Genomic DNA, 21,956 nt, shown 5'->3' with positions numbered 1-21,956 from the left:
CTCATGGGGATTCCAATAATGAAAAACCCTTATGCTCCCGCTTTCTGGTGCGTGCTGTTTGCACTGGTGTTGTTATCGGCTGCCTATTTCTACGGCGTCATGCTTGCCCACCAACTCGACAAGGCCATGGTGTTTCTCGACAGCGCCTGCCTGGTGATCGGCACATTGTCCATCGGCGTGGTGGCCTGGGCGTCTTATCAAAATCAACGGGTGAAGCGAAAGCTGCTTCAACAAGGCAAGACCCGCGTGGCGATCTGGGACACCAAGGTCGCGCTGCGCCGCGTCGAAACCGTGTTCGACCGCTATTTCTGGGGCAGCTACTGGCAGCCCGGGCGCACCTTCCAGGAAGTCATGGGCGAGCTTACCGGCACGCCGCTGGAAAAAAGCCTCGAAGCCCTGAAAAAACAATGTGTGCTGCTCGACCAGCAGGTCGCCGACGGCAGGCATTGGCTCAATAACGCACGGGAATTGTCCGACGTAGCCACGCAAATGGCCCGGGAACGCTACCAGCTGGACTTCTGCGACCCCAAGGCCGATACCCCCAGCAACACCGTGATACACCGCGAGTTTGAGGTGTTGGTGTACACCTGGACCGCACGCTTGAAGAGTTTCGATCACCAACTCGATGAGGTTGAATTGGAATACTCGTGAACCAACCGCTGACCTGACCCCTCTGAAAAGCTGGGCCGTTTTCGGCCGCCAGTGCTAATCTTCCCCCGTTTTCGGCGGGTTTGAGCCAACCCCTTCTGGGGTTCAAGGAAGACAGCCCACTTCTCACAGGATTTGATCAGGTCACTTCATGAATAAGCCAGCAGTTGTTTTCTTGGGTTTCGTTGTCGCCGTCGGCGCCATCAGTGCAGGCGGCGCCTGGTACACCGGTAAGCAACTGGAGCCGGTATTGCAAACCGCGATCCAGAACGCCAACAAAGAACTGCAGACCTCCATGGCCGGCGTCGATGGCACGGTGAACCTGGAGCTGGTGTCCCTGGACCGTGGCCTGTTCAGCAGCACCGCGCACTACCGTCTCAAAGGCCAAGGCAGTGTGTTCGGTGAAGAAAACCCGAACCCTGAGCTGTTGTTCGTCGACCATATCGAACACGGCCCGCTGCCGTTCTCGCGGCTGGTGACGCTGAAATGGCTGCCGGTCATGGCCACCAGTCACTATGAACTGGAAAAGAACGCCACCACCGAAAAATGGTTCGCCGCCAGCAAAGACGTGTCGCCGCTCAAAGGCGTGGCCAATATCGGCTACAACCATTCGGTCGACGGCAACGTCGAACTGCTGCCGCTGGACATCAAGGACGACAAGTCCTCGGTGAGCTTCTCCGGTGCCAACCTGGACTTCGACAGCAGCGCCGAAGGCCAGAAGGTCAAGGCCAGCGGCTACATGAACAGCCTCAAGGTTGCAGTGATCGACGCCAACGGCCAGCCGCTTGAAGCCGAACTGTCCGGCCTGACCGTGGCCAGCAACCTGGAAAAATCCACCTTCGGTTTCTACACCGGGCAAAACACCGTTGAGCTGACCGACACCAAAGTCACCTTCGGCCCACAGAAAGCCGTGCTGACCCTCAAGGGCTTCGAGCAAAAAGACACCAGCGAAACCAAGGACAACAACCTGGCAGGCCGTGTCGACTACAAGATCGACGAAATCGGCTACCAGGGTAAACCCGTCGGTTCGGCGGCCATGGCCCTGAGCATGAAGAACATCGACATCCCGGCGATGCTGGTGCTGACCAAGCTCTACCAGGACAAGATGCAGCCGGTGCAAGCCGCCGCCGCTGCCGGCCAACCGGTGCCTGAGCTGCAGCTGACCGAAGCCGAGCAAACCCTGGCCGAAGCCAACGTCAACCAGGTGCTGGCCGCCAAGCCGCAAGTGGCTGTGGAAAACCTGTCGCTGAAAACCACCCACGGTGAAAGCAAATTCAACCTGGTGGTGGACCTGACCAAACCCACCTCGATGGAATTGCCGCCGGTTGAGCTGGGCAAGCAAGTTATCGCGCTGCTGGATGCTAACCTGACCCTGTCCAAGCCGATGATCGGCGACGTCGCTGCCCTGCAAGCTGAAGTGGGCGGTGTGACTGACCCTAAAGCCATCGAGCAGCAATCGCAGATGGCGGCTGAAATGGTCAGCGGCATGGCCGTCGGCACGCAACTGGCAACCCTGGTGGGCACCGACGTGGTGTCCAAACTGCATTACGCCAACAACGAAGTGACCTTCAACGGCCAGAAGATGACCGTGGAGCAATTTATTGGCTTTGTGATGGCTAAAGCGGGTGCGGTCAGCGGCGCGCAGTAAGATTTCTTACCTCGGTAAGAAATAAATAGTGGAGGCATGGGTTGGCCTGAAGCAGCAGTCAAACAATCGGCGTACAGGCCGGCTGTGATTGCTTGGCTCAGGCAACCCTTCGCCTCCATTGGTTTTTCTGCAGTTGGACAATTCTGAACAATTGTTCTGAATTGGACATATTCCTACATTCCTAAGGGATAGTTCCTACAGGAAAGCTAGGCCGGGTCCCGAGACGCCGGCACCCTGATGCGTTTCGCTCAGGACCACCTATCGTTACAGCTTTCCGTGTGTAAGGAAGCTCACGATATGCTGCGAACACTACCCATCAGTGCTTCAGGCCGCTTGCGTCTGCTCATTGGGGCCGCCTTATGCAGCCAATTGCTGACGCCCAGCCTTGCCTTCGCCGACCCAGCCTATGACGCGCTGATTATCCAGGCGCGTAACGGCAACTTCACCCCTGCGTTGACCCAGTTGCGCCAACTGCCGCCTGAACGCCAGACTCCCGGCCAGATCAGTGATCACTTGGTGATTGCCGGTTGGGCAGGGCAGGACGCCGAAGTGCTGAAGGTGTACGAGGCTCAGGGCAAAAATCGCAACCTCACCACCCAGGCGCTGGCCACGGTGGCGCGTACTTATCGCAACCAGAAGCAGTGGCCGCAGGCTATGGCGGTTTATCAGCAAGCGCTGCTGCGTGAGCCGGGCAACATCGACCTGCAACTGGGCCACGCCCTGACCCAGGCCGACGGCGGCCAGGCCACCACGGCCGTACAGCGCTTGCGCGCACTGGTGGCAGCGCAACCGAATGATCCCAACCGCCGCATGGCCCTGGGTTATGCGTTGACCCGCGCAGGCTTGAACTACGACGCGTTGTTTGAGTTCGACCAAGCCTTTACCCGCGCCGGTGACAAACCTGAAGTGGTCCGCGAATACATCGTCGCCCTGCAAAAGGCCCGCCTGCCGGAGCCGGCGCTGCGTTTGTCGGCCAAACACCCGGGCCTGCTCGACGCGGTGACCCAGCGGCGCCTTGAAGGCGACCTCGCCGCCGAGCGCGTGCGCATGGCCGAGTTCGCCACCCGCACCGAAAAAGAACGCTACGTGGTTGCCGACCGCGCCCTCAATGACTACGACAAACTGCTCACGCGCTGGACCCCGGATGCCAGCGCTCATGACGACGTGGTGCGCTGGCGCATCGACCGCCTGGGCGCCCTCAAGGCGCGAGCACGCACCGCCGATGTGATCCGCGACTACGAAACCCTCAAGGGCGAAGGCGTCCAGTTGCCGACCTATGCACTGCATTGGGTCGCCGCGTCTTACCTCGACCAGCGCCTGCCGGAAAAAGCCGAGCCGTTGTACCGCCAGGTGATCAGCGCTGCCGACGCCGAGCCCGATGACCGGGTTGAAGACACCACGGCCCTGTTCTACGCCCTGCAGGAAAGCGACAAAGGCGCCGATGCGCGCGAAGTTGCCAACAGCCTCGCCAACAGCCAGAAACCTCGGGTCGAACTCAAGGGCTTGCCCATCGGTAACCCCAACGACGCCTGGATGGACGCGCAACAGCTGTCGGCACAGGCCGGTGTCTACGGCGGTGACCTGCCGGGCAGCGAAGCCGGGCTGGACGCGTTGGTGGCCAAAGCCCCCGGCAATGTCGGCCTGCGCCTGGCCCAGGCCGACATGTACCGCGCCCGCGACCTGCCACGCCGCGCCGAGGGCATCCTCAAGGAAACCGAAGCCCAGACCCCACGGGATATCGGCCTGGAAGTCAGCCAGGCCTACACCGCCATGGACCTGCAGGAATGGCGGCAAATGGACGTGCTCACCGATGACGTGCTCGCCCGCAACCCGGACAGCCGCCAAGTGCAGCGCCTGAGCCGCCTGCGGGATGTGCACGACATGGCCGAGTTGCGCGTGGAAGCCTACACCGGTAAAAGCTACGGCGGCGGCAATAACAACGACGCCGGCGCAGTGGCCGGCAGCCGTGACTGGGGCATCGAAAGCGTGCTCTACACCCCGCCCATCGACGAAGACTGGCGCCTGTTCGCCGGTGCCGGCTACGCCACCGCCGATTTCAGCGAAGGCACCGGCCAACACCGGTGGCAGCGCGTCGGAGTGGAGCGCCGCACCCGTGACATGACCCTGGAAGCCGAAGTCTCCAACCATTCCTACGGCTATGGCTCCAAACAGGGCGCGGCTGTGTCGATTGCCCGCGACATCAACGACAACTGGCAGTACGGCGGCAGCCTCGGCTACCTGCTCACCACTACGCCGCTGCGGGCGTTGAATGCCGATGTCACCGCCAATGGCGGCAGTGGTTTTATCCGCTGGCGCGCGAATGAAAGCCGTGAGTGGAAACTGGCCCTGAGCCCGTCGCATTTCAGCGATGGCAACAACCGCTTCGAAGCCGTACTCACCGGCCGCGAGGGCATCTACAGCGCGCCCGGCGTGCAGGTCGACCTGGGCCTGGAAGTCGGCACCAGCCACAACAGCAAAGAAGACACGGTGTACTTCAACCCCAAATCCGACTTCACCGTGTTGCCCACGGTCACGGTCAATCATGTGCTTTATCACCGCTACGAGACTCAGTGGAGTCAGCAGTTCCAGCTCGGTGCAGGTACGTACAGCCAACGGGATTACTCCACCGGTGGCGTCGGTTTGATCGGCTATGGCCAACGTTTTCGCTGGAACGATGTACTCGACGTGGGCGCCAACCTGAGCCTGATCAGCCGACCTTATGACGGTGATCGCGAACGCGATCTGCGCTTGCTCGTCGACCTCACTTACCGTTTCTAAAAGAGCCTGACCATGACCGTCCTTTGCCGTTGCCTGTTGGTCCTGGGTGTAATGCTGGCCAGTGCCTGCGCCCAGCAACCCGCGCCTTTCACTCCACCTGCCGAGCGGCCGATACTGGCCAACGAAGCGCCGTGGCCGAAAAACCATTTCCTGGGCATCGCCTACCATGACGTCGAGGATCGCGACCCCGACCAGGCGGTGGTGGCGGTGCGCACCGAACGCTTGATCGAACAGTTGGCGTGGTTGCGTGAGAACGGCTACCAGGCGGTCAGCGTCGACCAGATCCTGGCGGCACGTAACGGCGGTCCCGAGTTGCCGCCCAAAGCCATCATGCTCAGTTTCGATGACGGCTATTCGAGCTTCTACACCCGCGTGATGCCGATTCTGCGCGCATACCATTGGCCGGCCTTGCTGGCGCCGGTGGGGTATTGGATCGACACGCCGCTCAATCAACCGGTGGACTTCGCCGGCTCGCCGCGCCCACGTGGGGAATTCCTCACCTGGCAACAGATTCGTGAAGTGTCGCAGTCGGGCCTGGTGGAAATCGCCGCGCACACCGACAACAACCACAAAGGGATCCTCGCCAACCCCCAGGGCAACCTGGAGCCGGCGGCGACCAGCCTGCGCTTTGACCCGGCCACCGGGCGTTATGAAGACTCGGCCAAATTCGATGCGCGCATGCGGGCAGATGTCGCGGCGATCACCAACAAGATCCGCAGCGTGACCGGCAAGGCGCCTCGGGTGTGGGTGTGGCCGTATGGCGCCGCCAAAGGCACCTCGCTGGCGATTGTCGGCGAGCAGGGCTACCAGATGGCGCTGACCCTGGAAGACGGCCTCGACAGCCTCGGCAACCTGATGAACAGCCCGCGCTTTTTGGTGGCCTCGGACCCGGATGGCGAACACTTCGCCAACAGCATGGTGGCCGTGCAAACCCAGGCACCGCTGCGCGTGCTGCACGTGGACCTGGACAACGTTTACGACCCCGACCCGGCCCAGCAAGCGCGCAACCTCGACCAGCTTGTACAACGGGTGGTCGACATGGGCGCGGGCACCGTGTTCCTGCAAGCTTTTGCCGACCCCAAAGGCGACGGCCTGGTGCATTCGCTGTACTTCCCCAACCGCCACTTGCCGGTGCGCGCCGATCTGTTCAACCGCGTCTCCTGGCAGCTGCACACCCGTGCCCATGCCAGTGTGTATGCCTGGATGCCGGTGCTGAGTTTCGCCCTCGACCCCAAGTTGCCGCGCGTGACCCGCTGGGACCCGCAAACCGGCCAGGTCGCCACCGACCCGGACCAATACAAGCGCTTATCGCCGTTCGACCCGCAGGTGCGCAAGATCATCGGCGAGATCTATGAAGACCTGGCCCGCAACAATGCCATCGACGGTGTGCTGTACCACGACGACGCCGTGCTTTCCGACTTCGAAGACGCCAGCCCCGCTGCACTCAAGGCTTATGCCGCCAACGGCCTGCCGGGCAGCATTGCCGCGCTGCGTGCAGACCCGGCAGTGATGCAACGCTGGACGCGCTTCAAGAGCCGCTACCTGATCGAATTCACCAACGAGCTGACCGCCAAGGTCCGCGCCATCGGTGGCCCGCAGGTGCAGACCGCACGCAATATCTTTGCCGAGCCGATGCTCAACCCGGCCAGCGAAGCCTGGTTTGCACAGAACCTCGATGACTTCCTCCAGGCCTACGACTGGACCGCGCCGATGGCCATGCCGTTGATGGAAGGCCAGGAGCTGAAAACCTCCAATGCCTGGCTGGAAAAACTCGTCGCCACGGTCAAGGCACGCCCCGGCGCGCTGGAAAAAACCGTGTTCGAGCTGCAAGCCAAAGACTGGCGGACCAAAGCAGCGCCGGATATCAATGGCGCGCAAATGGCCGAATGGATGGGCGTGCTCAAACGCCAGGGGGTCAAGAGCTTTGGCTACTACCCGGATAACTTCCTGGAAAACTCGCCGGACCTGAAGACAGTTCGTCCGGCCCTTTCCAACCAGTGGAACCCTTGATCATGTTCGACAGAATCCTGGCTTTACTCGTGTTGGCGTTGGTATTGGGTGTGCCCCTGGGCCTGATCTTCCTGGTTACCGGGCAGTTCCTGATGGACTTCGTGTTTTTCTACCCGCTGTTCATGTCGGCGCTGTGGATCGCCGGCGGGCTGTACTTCTGGCTGCACTGGGAGCGGCATTGGCCGTGGAAGGAAGACACGCCGGCGCCGACTCTGGCCGGCAACCCGCTGATCTCGATCATCATCCCTTGCTACAACGAGGGTGATAACGCCGCCGACACCATTCACGCGGCCCTGAACCAGCTGTACCCGAATATCGAAGTCATCGCCGTCAACGACGGTTCCAGCGACAACACCGCCGCCGTGCTCGATGCCCTGGCCCTGGAAAACCCGCGCCTGCGCGTGTTGCACCTGGCGCAGAACCAAGGCAAGGCCGTGGCCTTGCGCATGGGCGCCGTGGCGGCGCGCAGTGAGTACCTGGTGTGCATCGACGGCGATGCCTTGCTCGACAAAAACGCAGCGGCCTACATGGTCGCGCCGATGCTCGACAACCCGCGCCTGGGCGCCGTAACCGGCAACCCACGCATCCGCACACGTTCTACCTTGATCGGCCGGGTGCAGGTGGGTGAGTTCTCCTCGATCATCGGCTTGATCAAGCGTACCCAGCGCGTGTTCGGGCGGATTTTCACGGTGTCGGGTGTGGTGGTGGCGTTTCGCAAGAAAGCGCTGGACCGCATCGACTACTGGTCCACCGACATGATCACCGAAGACATCGACGTGAGCTGGAAGCTGCAATTGGACCACTGGGCGATCTTCTACGAGCCCCGTGCCCTGTGCTGGATCCTCATGCCCGAAACCGTCGGCGGCCTGTGGAAACAGCGCCTGCGCTGGGCCCAGGGCGGCGCCGAGGTGCTGTTCAAGAACATCCGAGGTATCTGGCAATGGCGCCATCGCTACCTGTGGCCACTGCTGTTCGAATACTGCCTGTCCACCGGCTGGGCCTTTACCTTCCTGCTGTCGGTGATCTTCTGGGGCGTGGGCAAGTTCGTGGTATTGCCGCAGGCGATTGCCGTGGACTCGTTAGTGCCACCGGCCTTTACCGGCCTGGTACTGGCGATGGTGTGCCTGCTGCAATTTGCGGTGAGCATCCTGATCGACCGGCGCTATGAGAAGGACCTGTGGAAAACCCTGTTCTGGACCGTGTGGTACCCGATGGTGTTCTGGCTGGTCAGCCTGTTCACCACCCTGGTGAGTTTTCCCAAAGTGCTGTTCAACCAGCACCAGAAACGTGCGCGCTGGGTCAGCCCGGACCGCGGCATCAAACCCAGTGAAGAGGAGGCGTGACCATGAAGCTGGTCAGAACTCGCCAAAACACCGTGATGTGGATCATCGACGTGCTGCTGACGCTGCTGGCGTGGGGCGGGCTGATCTGGCTGCTCGCGCGTGGCATCGGCGCCATGCTCGAAACCCATGGCGGCCCGCGTATTGAGGCGCCGATTTTCGCCGCGCTCAATACCTTGCAGATCTACCTGTGGATCGCCTTGTTCAACGCGGTGATCCTGATCAGCTGGGCGCGTTATCAACAACGCCGTGGGCGCAAATTCGCCCAGCGCCGCGCCGAGGCCAATGCGCTGAGCGACAAACACCTGAGTGAGAGTTTCAATCTGGGCGACGGCCACCTGGAGCAGTTTCGCAAGCCGGGCGTGCTGGTGATCCACAACGACGAAGACGGCGGCGTGGAAGACGTGAAGGCTCATGTGTCCCGCGACGTGGAGCGCCCCGGCCTGACCCTGGTGCCCGGCGCGGAAAAAGGCAAAGACGCCGGCTAGAAAATCCGAAAGACACCGAAGACTCCTGTGGGAGCTGGCTTGCCTGCGATAGCGGTGGGCCAGCAACCCATCAATACCTGACACGCCGCCATCGCAGGCAAGCCAGCTCCCACATTCCATCTGCGTCGCTTGGAATTCCGATAAATGGGATCCAATTCACAAAACAGCCGCGAACTTTTCGCTGTTCCCCTGCACTAACCTAACTCGGCAAGTAGTTGATGGCTAAATAATGGCATTTTCTCGGTTATTTGCTGAATTACTATCAAAAGAGTTGCCGCTGGTCGGATTAAAAGTTCTAACGACAGCTGCTATCTCTTGTTGATAATTCTTTGTTGTTAATAATCAATGTGTTGCGGATGTAATAAGTACGAATGTGCAACTGTCCCGGCTTCTTGGGCCAGCGCTAGTTCGATGGTAGTTTGCCGCCCCTTGATTTTCGATGGATCGAACATGTCTTTTTTATTGCCACGGACTCGGTACTTGTTGTGCACTTTCATGCTCGCCTGCCTGAGCCTGAACACGGCCATCGCCGCCCCCACGCCAGGGGATCAAGACCTGATCCGCGATCGGCAGAACCGCCTGCTCGAAGAGCAAAGCCGGCGCCTGCAAGAGCTTCAGGACCTGCCCGGCAAAGAGGCCAAGCCCCAGGCACCGGCCACGCCTGCCGACACCCGTTGCTTCCCGATCAAAGACATCGAACTCAAAGGCGCCGACAGCCTGCCTGCCGGCGACCGCACGCTGCTGCTCAAACCCTATATGGGCCAATGCCTGGGCGTCTCGCAGCTCAATGAGCTGCTCAAGGTCATCACCGACTATTACATCGCCAAAGGCCGCGTCACCAGCCGCGCCTACTTGCCGCAACAAGACCTCTCCAGCGGCCATCTGCAGGTGTTGGTGGTCGAAGGCAAACTCGAAGCCGTGCGCAGCGCCGAAGGCAGCACCGTCACTGAGCGTGAACTGGCCATGGCGTTTCCCGGCAAGGTCGGCGAGGCGCTGAACCTGCGCGAAGTCGAGCAACTGGTGGACCAGCTCAACCGGTTGCCGTCCAAACAGGCGCAAATGGAGCTGACCCCCGGCAAGCAAGTGGGCGGCAGCGATGTGGTGGTCAAGAACACCCCGCAAAAGCCCTGGCGCGCCAGCCTGTCGCGCAACAACGACGGGCAACGCAGCACCGGCGAGCAGCAATGGGGCGCGGGCCTGGAGTGGGACAGCCCGCTCGGCCTGGCTGACCAATTAGTATTGCGCGGCGGCCACGACGCCATCAGCGACCACCAGAAAACCTCGAAAAACACCATGCTCTACTACAACGTGCCGTGGGGCTGGTGGAACTTCACTTACACCTACAGCGAGAGCGATTACCGCGCGCTGGGTTACACCGACACTTTCAAGTTCAAGCAGTCGGGCGACAACCAGAACCACCAGTTGCGCGCAGAGCGTGTGATCCACCGCGATGACGTGAGCAAAACCTCGCTCAACGTCGGCCTGGCTCACCTGCGCACCAACAACTACATCAACGACGCCCAGCTCGAAATCAGCAGCAACCGCCTCAGTGAGTTGCAGTTTGGTATCAACCACGGCCGACGCATCGGCAATGCTTTCGTCAACATCGACCTGGGCGTGCAAAACGGCATCGGCGCCTTTGACGCCCAGCGCGACGACCAGCACCGCGACCAGTTCGGCAACCTCACGCCCACCCCGGATTACCGCAAATACACCGCCACGGTCAGCTACTTGCAGCCGTTTCGCCTGTGGGGCGAGTCGTTCAGCTTCACCAGCCTGGCCACCGGCCAACGCAGTGAAGACGTACTGTTCTCGCCGCAGCGCATCAGCCTCGGCGGCTCGTCGTCGGTGCGCGGTTTGAAGGACCAGCAACTGTCTGGCGACAGCGGCGGCTACTGGCGCAACGAAGTGCGCTGGGCGCGCCCGGTCACCCTGGAATGGCTGCGCCCGGCCTTCGCCGAATACGGCACCAGCCTCGGTTACGACCAGGGCGTGATCCGCAATGACCGTTACAACGGCGACAACCACGGCCGCGTTTCAAGCAACTCCGTGGAACTGTTCGCCCGTGGCAAATACGTCAGCACCAGTGTGACCTTTGCCCACTCGTTAGAAAGACCTGGAGTGGTGACGGAGCGTGAAGCGCCGATCTACTTCCGCATGGATTTCTTCCTGTAATTCAACGCCCCGCTGCAACGAGAATTTGACCATGGATGTTCGCCACTTTGCCTTTCTGGCCCGCCAACCTTCTGCTGCGCTGAAGCCGCGAGACGCGTTCTTCGGCCTGCCCAAGCGCGGCCTGGTGCTGATCCTGGCCAACGCGTTGTTCTGGCAACCGTTGCTGGCCCAGGCCGAAGGCATCGTGGTGAGCAACCCGGCCATCAGCGTCGGCCAGGCCGGCAATGGCGTGCCGGTGGTGAACATCGCCACACCCAATGGCAGTGGTTTGTCCCATAACCAGTTCAAGGACTACAACGTCGGCCCCAACGGCGTGATCCTCAACAACGCCACCGGCGCGGTGCAGAACACCCAACTGGGCGGTTACATCGTCGGCAACCCCAACCTCAAGGGCGGCGCGGCCAACGTCATCCTCAACGAAGTCAACGGCGGCAGCCCGAGCCAGCTGCGCGGTTACACCGAAGTGGCGGGGCAGTCGGCCAAGGTGATCGTCGCCAACCCTTACGGCATCACGTGCAGCGGCTGCGGTTTTATCAACACGCCCAACGTGACCCTGACCACCGGCAAGCCGATGATGGACAACGTCGGTCGCCTGGACCACTACCAGGTTGACGGCGGCGCCGTGACCATCGACGGCGAAGGCCTGAACGCCAGCAACGTCGACCGCTTCGAAATCATCACCCGCTCGGCCAAGATCAACGCGCAAATCAACGCCCGTGAACTGGCCGTTATCGCCGGGCGCAACGACGTCGATGCCAAAAGCCTGAAAGCCACCGCCCGTGCCGACGACGGCAGCACCAAACCCGAGCTGGCCATCGACTCCAGCGCCTTGGGCGGCATGTACGCCGGCGCAATCAAACTGGTGGGCACCGAAGCCGGTGTGGGCGTGAAGCTTGACGGCACGTTGGCGGCCAGTGGTGGTGATATCCAACTCGATGCCAATGGGCATTTGAGCATGGCGCAAACCGCCGCCAGCGGCGCGGTCAACATCAACGCCGCAAGCCTGGACGCCAAAGGGCCGGTGTATGCCGGTACGGCCCTTAACGTGAACACCCAGGGCGACCTCACTAACCGCCAGAGCCTGGCCGCCCGTGACCGCATTGCGCTGTCCAGCGGCGGCACGCTGACCAACAGCGACATCATCGAAGCCGGCGTCAACGCCGATAACACCCGCAACGCCACGGGCGACGTAAGCCTGCGCGGCAAGGCCGTCACCAACACCGGCGCCAGTGTGATTGCCAGCCGCGCGTTGAGCGTGGATGCCCAAGCGTTGAACAACCAGGGCGGCACACTGGGTGCCAAACAACACACCCAGATTACCGCCGCCACAGTCGATAACCAGAACAAAGGCCGCATTCTCAGCAACGGCGGCCTGGCCATCACGGCCGATCGCCTGCAGAACACCCAAGGTGGGTTGGTCACCAGCAACGGGCCGCTGACCGCCGTCGTCGGTGAGGTGCATAACCAGGGCGGTGAACTCTCAAGCCTCGACACCGCCGCGCTGACGGTCGCGACCCTCGATAACGTCGCAGGCCTCATCACGGCGGGCAATGCGCTGAGCCTCAACGTCGGCAGCCTCAACAACCAAGCCGGGTTGGTCACCAGCCAAGGCACGGTGAGCGTGGCCGGTAATAGCCTCGACAACCGCCAAAAAGGCTTGGTCGCAGGCGTCGGTGGTGTGCAGGCGAATGTCGTCAACATCGACAACCGCAACGGCGAGCTGTCCAGCCGTTCGGGCGTTGTGGTGACTGCCACGCAACTGGATAACAGCGACGGCGGGTTGCTGATTGCCGGTGGCGGCGCAGGTTTGAATGTCGACCAACTGCTCAACCGCAACCAGGGTTTGATCAGCAGCGAAGGGCTGCTGAGCATCTCGGCGCGCACGCTGGCCAACGGCGGCGGCACGCTCTCCAGCGCCGGGCCGCTGACCCTCGGTGCACTCGGCGCGGTGGACAACCGAGGCGGGCGGCTGGTCACCGATGGCAGCCTGATACTCAACGCCGCAAGCGTCGACAACAGCCAGAACGGCACCCTCAGCGCGCGCCAGGCCCTGTCCCTCGGCACCGCCGACCTCAACAACCAGCAAGGCGGCCAGATCACCAGCGCCGAGGCCCTGACCCTGGACCTCAACCGGGGCGAGTTCAACAACCAGGGCGGGCTGATCAACGCGCCGCTGTTGATGCTCAACAACCTCAAGAACGTGCATAACCAGGGCGGCGAAATCTCCAGCAGCCAGGCGTTCACACTCACCGCCGACAACCTTGACAACAGCAGCGGCAAACTGCTGAGCAACGCCGCACTGACCCTGCGCATCGGCCAGGCCCTGGCCAACGTCAAAGGCCTGATTGCCGCCGCCTCGGTTGACGCCCACGCCACCGACCTCGACAACAGAGGCGGCACCCTCACCAGCCGTGGCGACACGTTGCTCAACGTGGCTGGCCGCCTGACCAACCGCGACCAAGGCCTGCTCAACGCGAGCAATACGCTGACGCTCAACAGCGCCGCGCTGGACAACCAGAACGGCTCGCTGCTCGGCAGCGCAATTGCCCTGGACTTCGGCACCGCCACCGGCGACCTTAACAACGCGGGTGGCCTGATCACCACCGCCGGCAACCTCACCATCAACCACCTGCGTGACCTCAGCAACCAGGGTGGCGAACTCTCCAGCGCGCAAACCCTGAACCTCAGCGGCCGCACGTTGAACAACAGCAACGGCAAGCTGATCAGCAATAACCTGCTGGTGCTCAATGCCGAAAACCTGATCAACCAGAATGGCCTGATGTCCGGCTGGCAGGGCCTCACTGTCAGCGGCGCGAACCTCGACAACCGCAACGGCGGCACCTTGTCGAGCCGTTACGGCGACCTTAACGCCACGCTGACCGCCAACCTGCTCAACAGCGCGGGCGGCGCATTGGTGAGCCAGAAAGCGCTGACCGTTAATGCCGGCGAATTGGATAACAGCAACAAAGGCGTACTCTCCAGCGCGGCCGGGCAGACGCTTACCGTCGGCGGCTTGCTCAACAACGCCCAGGGCGGCGTGATCGACAGCGGCGCGGCCCTGAGCCTGGCTACGCAAAACCTGGACAACAGCGCGGGCAGCATCAGTGGCGGCACCGCCACCACCCTCGACCTGCTCGCGACCCTGACCAACACCAACGGCAAATTGGCCAGCGGCGGCCCGCTGCTGATCAGCCGCGCGGCGCAGATCAACAACCAGGGCGGCCAGATCGCCAGCCAAGGCCTATTGACCCTGCTGACCGGCGGCCTGGATAACCGCAACCGTGGCACCCTGGCCGCCAACGACCGCTTGAGCCTCACCGCCAGCGGCCAGGTGCAGAACGGCAACGATGGCTTGATCTACAGCCAGAACGCCGACCTCAGCCTCACGGCCAACCGTTTGGACAATGGCAAAGGCACCGTGCAAAGCCAGGGCGGCATGACCGCCAACGTGGCCGACACGCTGGATAACCAGAGCGGCAAACTGATCGCCCAGGCCGGTGACCTGAATATCAACGCAGCCAGCCTCGACAACCGTGGCGGCACCCTCGCCAGCCTCAAGGCCGCACTGCAAACCCAAGTGGTCGGCGTGCTGCGCAATGGTTACGACCTCAACAACAACCGCCAGGGCGGCGTGATGCAGGGGCAAAGCCTCAACCTGCAAGCCGGCAGCGTGGACAACTATGGCGGGCGCATCGCGGCACAGGGCGGCAACGCACTGGTCACCACCGGCAACTTCGACAACCGCAACGGCGGGCTGTATGCCAAAGGCCTGATGCGCGTGGTCGGGCATGACTTCGATAACAGCGGCGACAACGACGGCCAGATTGCTGGCCAACAAATCGACCTGGACCTGAGTGGCGCACTCAATAACCGCCTCGGCATCATCGAAAGCGAAAGCACCCTGAAGGTGCGCGCGGCCAGCCTCGATAACCAGACCGGGCGCCTGCGTGTGCTGGGCACGGCGGGCACCACCGAATTCGCCATCGGCGGCCTGTTCGACAACCGCAACGGCGTGGTGGAAACCGCCAACAACGACCTGACCCTCAACGCCGGCAGCTTCCAGAACCTGGGCGGCAACGTACTGCACGTGGGCACCGGCAACTTCGGCATTGCCCCGGCCAACCTCAACGACGTGGGCGGCAGCCTGGTCACCCGTGGCGACCTGACCATCACCCAGGGCAACTGGACCAACAGCAGCGTGATCCAGGCCGGGCAACTCACCGTTAACGTCGACAGCCTCGACCAGACCGCCACCGGCCAACTGCTCGGCGCCCGGCGTTTTATCGGTAATGGTGCCAACTGGACCACCCACGGCCTGATCGCCAGCGACGGTGCGCTCGACCTGACCTTGAGCGGCGCGCTCAACAGCAGCGGGCGCATCAGCAGCCTGGGTAACCTCAACCTCAGCGCCGCACAGGCCAACTTGAGCGACACCGCCAGCATTGCCGGCGGTGGCGTTACTACCGCCAACATCGCCGGCACACTCAACAACCGTGGGCGTCTTACCGCCGCTACCGACCTGGTGGTCAACGCCGGCACACTCAACAATTACGCGACCCTGGGCAGCGGCCAACGACTGGTCGCCACCACCGGCGCCTTGCTCAATGACCACGGCCTGATCTTCAGCGGCGGCGACATGAGCCTGCGTGTGGACGCGCTGAACAACAGCTACGCCGACGTCTACAGCCTGGGCAACCTCAGCGTCGACCGTGACGGCAAGGGCGGCCTGGCCAGCAGCATCCTCAACAGCTCATCCACGATCCAGAGTGACGGCAACCTCAGCCTGTCCGCCAACTCGATCAAAAACCAGCGGGCGGTACTCGACGTCAACGATGCGGGCGTCTACACCGCCTCGGCCACCGAAGGCACCTGCATCGAGTACGTCAACGCCGGTGACTGCCATGCGGGCGGCACTCCGCGTAACTACGTGTGGGAGTTGGTGACCCGCGACAAACTCGAAGTCACCGCTGCCAGTGCCGGTTCAAGCATCACCGCCGGCGGCAACATGACCTTGGCCGGCGGCGACCTGCTCAACAGCAGCAGCTCGATCGCGGCCGGCGGTAACTTCACTGCGCGCCTGAACAACCTGGTCAACACCGGCATCGAAACCGGCGAGACCGAAACCTATCGTCTCTTCACCTCCACGCGCACCAAACACCCTGGCGGCTGGTTCAGCGCCGCCGCCGCACTGACCAACAAATACTGGTACAAAAGCGCCGGCTACAACCCCAATGACCTTGGCGGCCTGGAAGCCACCGTGGCCAGCTTTGTCGGCATGATGGAGAGCGAGCGCACCCAATTCGGCAAAGTCACCAAAATCGCCAGCGATGATCAGCGCTACGCCGCCGTGATTCAGGCGGGCGGCGCGGTAGACGTCAAGGCCCAAGCCGGTATCGACAACAGCGTGGTACGCCTGGGCTACAGCTACATCGGTGCGGGTGCCAAAACCACCACCGACGCCACCGGTGCCAGTGGCGCAGCCGGTTACTCCACCCGCGTCACCCTCAACCAGCAACTGCCGCCGGACCTGGCCCAACAGCAGATCAACCCGCTGAGCCTGCCCGGCTTCACCTTGCCAACCGGCCAGGGCGGGCTGTTCCGCCTCAGTGGCCAGAGCGCCAGCGCACCAGCCAGCACCGACCCGCAAGGCTGGACCCTGGGCGGCGGCAGCGTCGACCGCACGCCGGTCACCGGCCCGGTCGTACCCGGCAGCGGCACCTCGGCCGACGGCGTGGTGATCAACCGCGTGCAAGGCCTGCCAGACAGCCAGTTCGTCTCCAACCCACAGAAATACCTGATCGAAACCAACCCGCTGCTGACCAACCTCAGCCAGTTCTTAAGCTCTGATTACATGCTGGCCAAACTGGGCTACGACCCGGACCAGGCACAAAAGCGCCTGGGTGACGGCCTGTATGAACAGCGCCTGATCCAGCAAGCCGTGATCGCCCGTACCGGCCAGCGCTTCATCGATGGCCAGACCAGCGACACAGCGATGTTCAAGTACCTGATGGACAACGCCATCGGCACCAAACAGGCGCTAAACCTGGCCGTAGGCGTGAGCCTCACCGCCGAGCAAGTCGCGGCCCTGACCCACGACATCGTGTGGATGGAAAACGCCACCGTCGCCGGCCAGCAAGTGCTGGTGCCCGTGCTCTACCTGGCCCAGGCCAACAACCGCCTGGCGCCCAACGGCGCACTCATCACCGGCAGCGACCTGAACCTGGTCAGCGGCACCGACCTCAACAACGTCGGCACCCTGCGCGCCACCAACAACCTCGCCGCCAGCGCCGGGCGCAACATGGTCAACAGCGGCCTCGTGCAAGCGGGCAACCGCCTCGACCTGCTCGCCGGCAACAACCTCACCAACCGCGCCGGCGGCATCATCGCCGGGCGCGACGTCAGCGTGAGCGCAGTGAATGGCGATGTGCTCAACGAACGCACCGTCACCAGCCACCAGAGCAGCAGCGGCTACCGCACCGAGCGCACCGACTTCGTCGACAACGCCGCCCGCATCGAAGCCGCCAACACCCTCACCCTGCAAGCCGGGCGCGACGTCAACAGCACCGGCGGCGCCTTCAAAAGCGGCGCCGACCTGGGCGTTCAAGCCGGGCGCGATGTAAGCCTGGCCACCGCCGAACAACGCAACGCCAATGCCGTCAGCACCCTGATGCGCAGTAACTCGGCCACCCAATACGGCACCGTGATCGAGGCCGGGCGCGACTTCCAGGTGGTGGCTGCGCGGGACATCAGCGCCATCGGCAGCCAGTTGAATGCCACGCGTGATCTGGCGCTGGTAGCCAAGGGCAATGTGAACCTGGCGTCGGCGGCGAATGAACAGCATTCGGCGTTTAATTCCAAGAAGGTCACCAGCCAGGAAGACCACGTTCAGCAAGTGGGCACCTCGCTGGTTGCCGGTGAGAACCTCTCCCTGAGTGCCGGCAACGACCTCGTGGTCAGCGCCAGCCGTGCGAGTGCCGGCAAGGAAGCCTACCTGTACGCAGGCAATGACCTGGCGCTGAACGCCGCGCAAGACAGCGACTACAGCTATTACCGCAAAACCAAAACCAGCAAAGGGTTGCTGTCCAGCAGCCAGAAAACGCGCATCGACAGCAGTAACCAGATCAGCCAGCAGGGTTCTTCCATCAGCGCTGATACCGTGGTTGTGCGTGCTGGCCGTGACATCGGCACTACCGCCAGCGACGTGGTTTCCACCAACGCCACCAGCCTGATTGCCGGGCGAAATGTGGTGATTGATGGGGCGACGGAAACCTTTGAACAAAGCCATTCGTCCTCGACCAAAAAATCGGGCTTGATGAGCAGCGGCGGCATCGGCGTTACGTTGGGTTCAAGCAGCAACCAGAACACCTTCACCAGCAGCACCGAAACCACCCGGGCCAGCAACATCGGCAGCGTGCTGGGCAGTGTGGATATTCAGGCTGGCAAAGACCTGACCATTCGCGGTTCTGACGTGGTTGCCGGTAAGGACATCAGCCTGGTTGGGCAAAATGTCAGCATCCTGGCTTCCGAGAACAACAACCGTAGCGAGCAGACCTCCAAGAGCAAAACCAGTGGTTTGACCCTGGCGTTGTCCGGCACCGTTGGCAGTGCGGTGGACTCCGCTTATAAGACCGCCAAGCAAGCCAGGAACGAGGACGACGGCCGCCTCTCGGCGCTGCAGGGTGTGAAGGCGGGTTTGACTGGCGTGCAAGCGTGGCAAGCGGCGCAGCAGAATGGCGGTATGACCGGCGCTAACGCCGGGGAATTTGTCGGCATCGCCATCTCGCTCGGCTCGCAAAAATCCAGCTCCAAACAGACCCAGGAGCAGACAGCAAGCCAAGGCAGCAGCCTCACCAGTGGTAATAACCTCAGTATTGTAGCCGCAGGTAACGGCACGCCTGGCGCAGATGGAGACATCCGTGTTCAGGGCAGCAAGCTGCAGGCCGGTAATGAAATGCTGTTGGCAGCGGAGCGTGATATCCGCCTGGAAGCAGCCGCCAACACACAAAAACTCGATGGCAAGAACAGCAGTGGCGGCGGGGCCGTAGGCGTTAGCCTCGGGTTTGGTTCCAGTGGTGCAGGCCTGAGTATCTTTGCTAATGCGAATAAAGGCACCGGCAGCGAAAAGGGCAATGGCACAACCTGGACGGAAACGACGCTGGATGCGGGCAAGCAAGTCAGCCTGATCAGTGGGCGAGACACCGTCCTCAAAGGTGCGCAGGTCAGTGCAGATCAGATCAAGGCCGCGGTAGGCCGCGATCTTATGCTGCAAAGCCTGCAAGACACCGATGACTACAAGTCCAAACAAACCGATGTCAGCGGTGGCGCAAGTTTCACGTTTGGCACCATGACGGGCAGTGGTTCGCTCAGCATCAGCAAGAGCAAGATCGACTCCAACTATAAGAGTGTGCAGGAGCAAACCGGCCTGTTCGGCGGTAAGGGCGGCTATCAGATTGATGTGGGCAACCACACGCAACTCGATGGCAGCGTGATCGCCAGCACTGCAACAGCGGACAAAAACCGCCTGAGCACCGGCACCCTCGGCTGGAGCGTTTTAAAGAATAAAGCCGACTACACAAGCCAGTTACAGAGCGCCAGCGTCAGCAGTGGCGCAAGCGGCGCGAACGCCTTCATCAGCAATATGCCCTCCGGCAGCTTGATCGCGTTCAATCATGGCGACAGTGACAGCGGCACCACGTCATCGGCCATTTCCAACGGCACCCTCGACATCCGCGACGCTGCCAAACAGCAGCAGGACGTGGCAACGCTGAGCCACGATGTTGAACACGCCAACGGCAGCATCAGCCCGATCTTTGATAAGGAAAAAGAGCAGAAGCGCCTGCGGCAGGTGCAGTTGATTGCGGATATTGGTACTCAGGCATCGGACATCGTTCGCACGCAAGGTGCCATTAACGCGGCCAACGCTCAAAAAGATCCTGAAGCGGTAGCAGCTGCGCGAGACAAGCTTATCCGCGAGGGCAATACCCAGCCGACGGAGAAAGAGATCGCCGCACAGGTGACCCGTACTGTGATGCAGCCGTACGGAACTGGGGGCGATTATCAACGCGCCGCCCAAGCGGTGACGGCAGCTTTGCAAGGACTGGTAGGGGGTGACATCAGCTCAGCCCTTACGGGTGCGTCGGCGCCCTATCTGGCGAACCTCATCAAGCAATCAACGCAGGGTAACGATACCGCCCGAATTATGGCCCACGTGGTATTGGGTGCTGTGGTTGCACAAGCCCAAGGAAACTCGGCGGTTGCCGGTGCCGCGGGAGCTGGTACGGGGGAGTTGATTGCGGCGCGGTTGTATCCGGATATTAAAACTGAGAATTTGAGCGAGGAGCAGAGACAGACCGTATCGGCGCTTTCGACATTGGCGTCGGGGTTGGCAGGCGGACTTGCGGGAGGTGACCTGAGCGGTGCAATTGCCGGTGCAAAGGCTGGCAACAATGCGGTTGAGAACAACTCGCTTGGTGATATCGCTAGTGCATTAGCTGAGGGTAAGACACTTGAACAAAAGGCTGAAGAGCGCGTCAACGCTGAAAACGAGCGATACAAGGAGCAAAACTGTGCAGGAATGAGCGCGGATGCGTGCTCGGCGCAAATGTATGCTGAACGTCGCGAAACACTTGCTTATACCGTGGCGGGTGTTGGAGCTTTAGCCGGAGCAGTGCTGCTCGGTCCTGCATTGTTAAATTCCTGTGCGATGAACCCAGCTGTTTGTACCGAACTGTCATTAACAGCAGTTGAGTTGCCCTTTGGTGCCGCAACGGCTGGCGGTACGGCGTTAGGTGTGGGAGGCTTTGGCAGTCTTGCAGCGAAAGAAGTGGCTGCCACAGCCGACGCAGCGGCGGCTGCACGTGTTGCCGAAGGTACAAAAGGCGCTGCGTCTAAGAATGCGAATGCAACAGGCATGCTTACGGATTCGGAGACTGCGGTATTAACCGAAAGATATGTTATCGAAGGAACGGCTAAGGGCGCTGCACCAAAAGTGGCGGCAGAGGGAAAGGTAGGAGGTCAGACCTTCCAAGACGTCAATCAAACCGCTCGTCCACTCAACGAGGCGGACCCGAAAATACCTTCGTTGATCACGGATAGGATTGCAGATAAAGCCTCTGCGAATCCTGGCAAACTTTATCCAAACGGAAATATGAAAGATGCCCACGCTGAAATCGGTGTGATCCAGCAAGCATATAGCTCTGGTAAAACTGCCGGAGCGGACATGTCTATGACAGTCGCAGGGAAAGATGTATGCGGATTCTGCAAAGGTGACATAGCCGCTGCCGCAGAAAAGGCTGAGTTGAAATCTTTAACCGTAAGAGCTATAGATGATAAAACAGGACTTCCGAAAAACTATTACTGGGAGTCAGGTATGAAGTCTATTAAGGAGAAAAAATAGATGATCATCGGAGGGTATACTCTTAGTCCTGAGCATGGCAGATCGCAAATCCCTCTCATTGATCAGCCGACCATGGAAGATGTAAGGTCCATTATATGTGAATATAGTAAAGTCGACGGCGTCGCTTCGTTGTCTATTTCCCCGGCACCTGAAGCCGGACCTTACGAAATCAATCTTTATGCTGATGCTGGAAACTATATTCTGATGCTGAACCAATACCTTGATGATGGTGAGCATGTTGTGCGTACTCTTAATAATACGTCGACTGGAGCAAAATTGGTTGATGTTCTGGGTGATTACTATCCGGCGAGTTTTGTCACAAGAAATATAGATATCGTTATTTCTTGTTTTCAAGAATTTTTGAGGTCCGGTGATGTAAGCTTTGCAGTATTGAATGCTTAAAGTAAAAAAGAATGTAGGGTGCAAAAGGGCTTGGAAGTAAGGTCGATGACTTACTGCCAAACCTCAATACC

At 61.2% G+C, this 21,956-nt stretch carries 9 protein-coding genes; all 9 read left to right on the top strand.

The window, feature by feature from the left end:
- The first annotated feature begins 18 nt into the window (after positions 1 to 18).
- The 9 genes from FFI16_RS25920 (at position 19) to FFI16_RS25880 (ending at position 21,885) form a co-directional block, all read left to right on the top strand.
- Positions 19 to 651: an NADH:ubiquinone oxidoreductase subunit N gene (locus tag FFI16_RS25920; RefSeq protein WP_138817379.1), complete on the top strand. Its 633-nt coding sequence runs from the start codon at positions 19 to 21 to the stop codon at positions 649 to 651.
- 148 nt (positions 652 to 799) lie between these two features.
- Positions 800 to 2,296, top strand: coding sequence for a YdgA family protein (locus FFI16_RS25915; protein WP_138817378.1), 1,497 nt, complete (start codon positions 800 to 802; stop codon positions 2,294 to 2,296).
- Positions 2,297 to 2,593: 297 nt separating this feature from the next.
- Positions 2,594 to 5,074: a poly-beta-1,6 N-acetyl-D-glucosamine export porin PgaA gene (gene pgaA, locus FFI16_RS25910; RefSeq protein ID WP_138817377.1), complete on the top strand. Its 2,481-nt coding sequence runs from the start codon at positions 2,594 to 2,596 to the stop codon at positions 5,072 to 5,074.
- 12 nt (positions 5,075 to 5,086) lie between these two features.
- Entirely contained in the window at positions 5,087 to 7,084 is a 1,998-nt protein-coding gene (pgaB, locus tag FFI16_RS25905) for a poly-beta-1,6-N-acetyl-D-glucosamine N-deacetylase PgaB (RefSeq protein WP_138817376.1), read from the top strand.
- A 2-nt stretch (positions 7,085 to 7,086) separates the two neighbouring features.
- A complete protein-coding gene (pgaC, locus tag FFI16_RS25900; RefSeq protein WP_138817375.1) occupies positions 7,087 to 8,427 on the top strand; it encodes a poly-beta-1,6-N-acetyl-D-glucosamine synthase in 1,341 nt (446 codons plus the stop codon).
- Between the two features lie 2 nt (positions 8,428 to 8,429).
- Positions 8,430 to 8,912, top strand: coding sequence for a poly-beta-1,6-N-acetyl-D-glucosamine biosynthesis protein PgaD (gene pgaD, locus FFI16_RS25895; RefSeq protein ID WP_138817374.1), 483 nt, complete (start codon positions 8,430 to 8,432; stop codon positions 8,910 to 8,912).
- A 450-nt stretch (positions 8,913 to 9,362) separates the two neighbouring features.
- Complete coding sequence (locus FFI16_RS25890; protein WP_138817373.1) at positions 9,363 to 11,087, top strand: ShlB/FhaC/HecB family hemolysin secretion/activation protein; 1,725 nt, start codon at positions 9,363 to 9,365, stop codon at positions 11,085 to 11,087.
- Positions 11,088 to 11,118: 31 nt separating this feature from the next.
- Positions 11,119 to 21,483 carry a hemagglutinin repeat-containing protein gene (locus tag FFI16_RS25885; RefSeq protein ID WP_138817372.1) on the top strand — a complete coding sequence of 3,455 codons (10,365 nt, stop codon included), beginning with the start codon at positions 11,119 to 11,121 and terminating at the stop codon, positions 21,481 to 21,483.
- Positions 21,484 to 21,885 carry a hypothetical protein gene (locus FFI16_RS25880; protein ID WP_138817371.1) on the top strand — a complete coding sequence of 134 codons (402 nt, stop codon included), beginning with the start codon at positions 21,484 to 21,486 and terminating at the stop codon, positions 21,883 to 21,885.
- Positions 21,886 to 21,956: the final 71 nt, after the last annotated feature.

The sequence above is a fragment of the Pseudomonas sp. KBS0710 genome (genome assembly GCF_005938045.2).
GTDB lineage: Bacteria > Pseudomonadota > Gammaproteobacteria > Pseudomonadales > Pseudomonadaceae > Aquipseudomonas.
The sequence above is the reverse complement of the archived record's forward strand: the minus strand, read 5'-3'. Positions and strand labels throughout refer to the sequence as shown.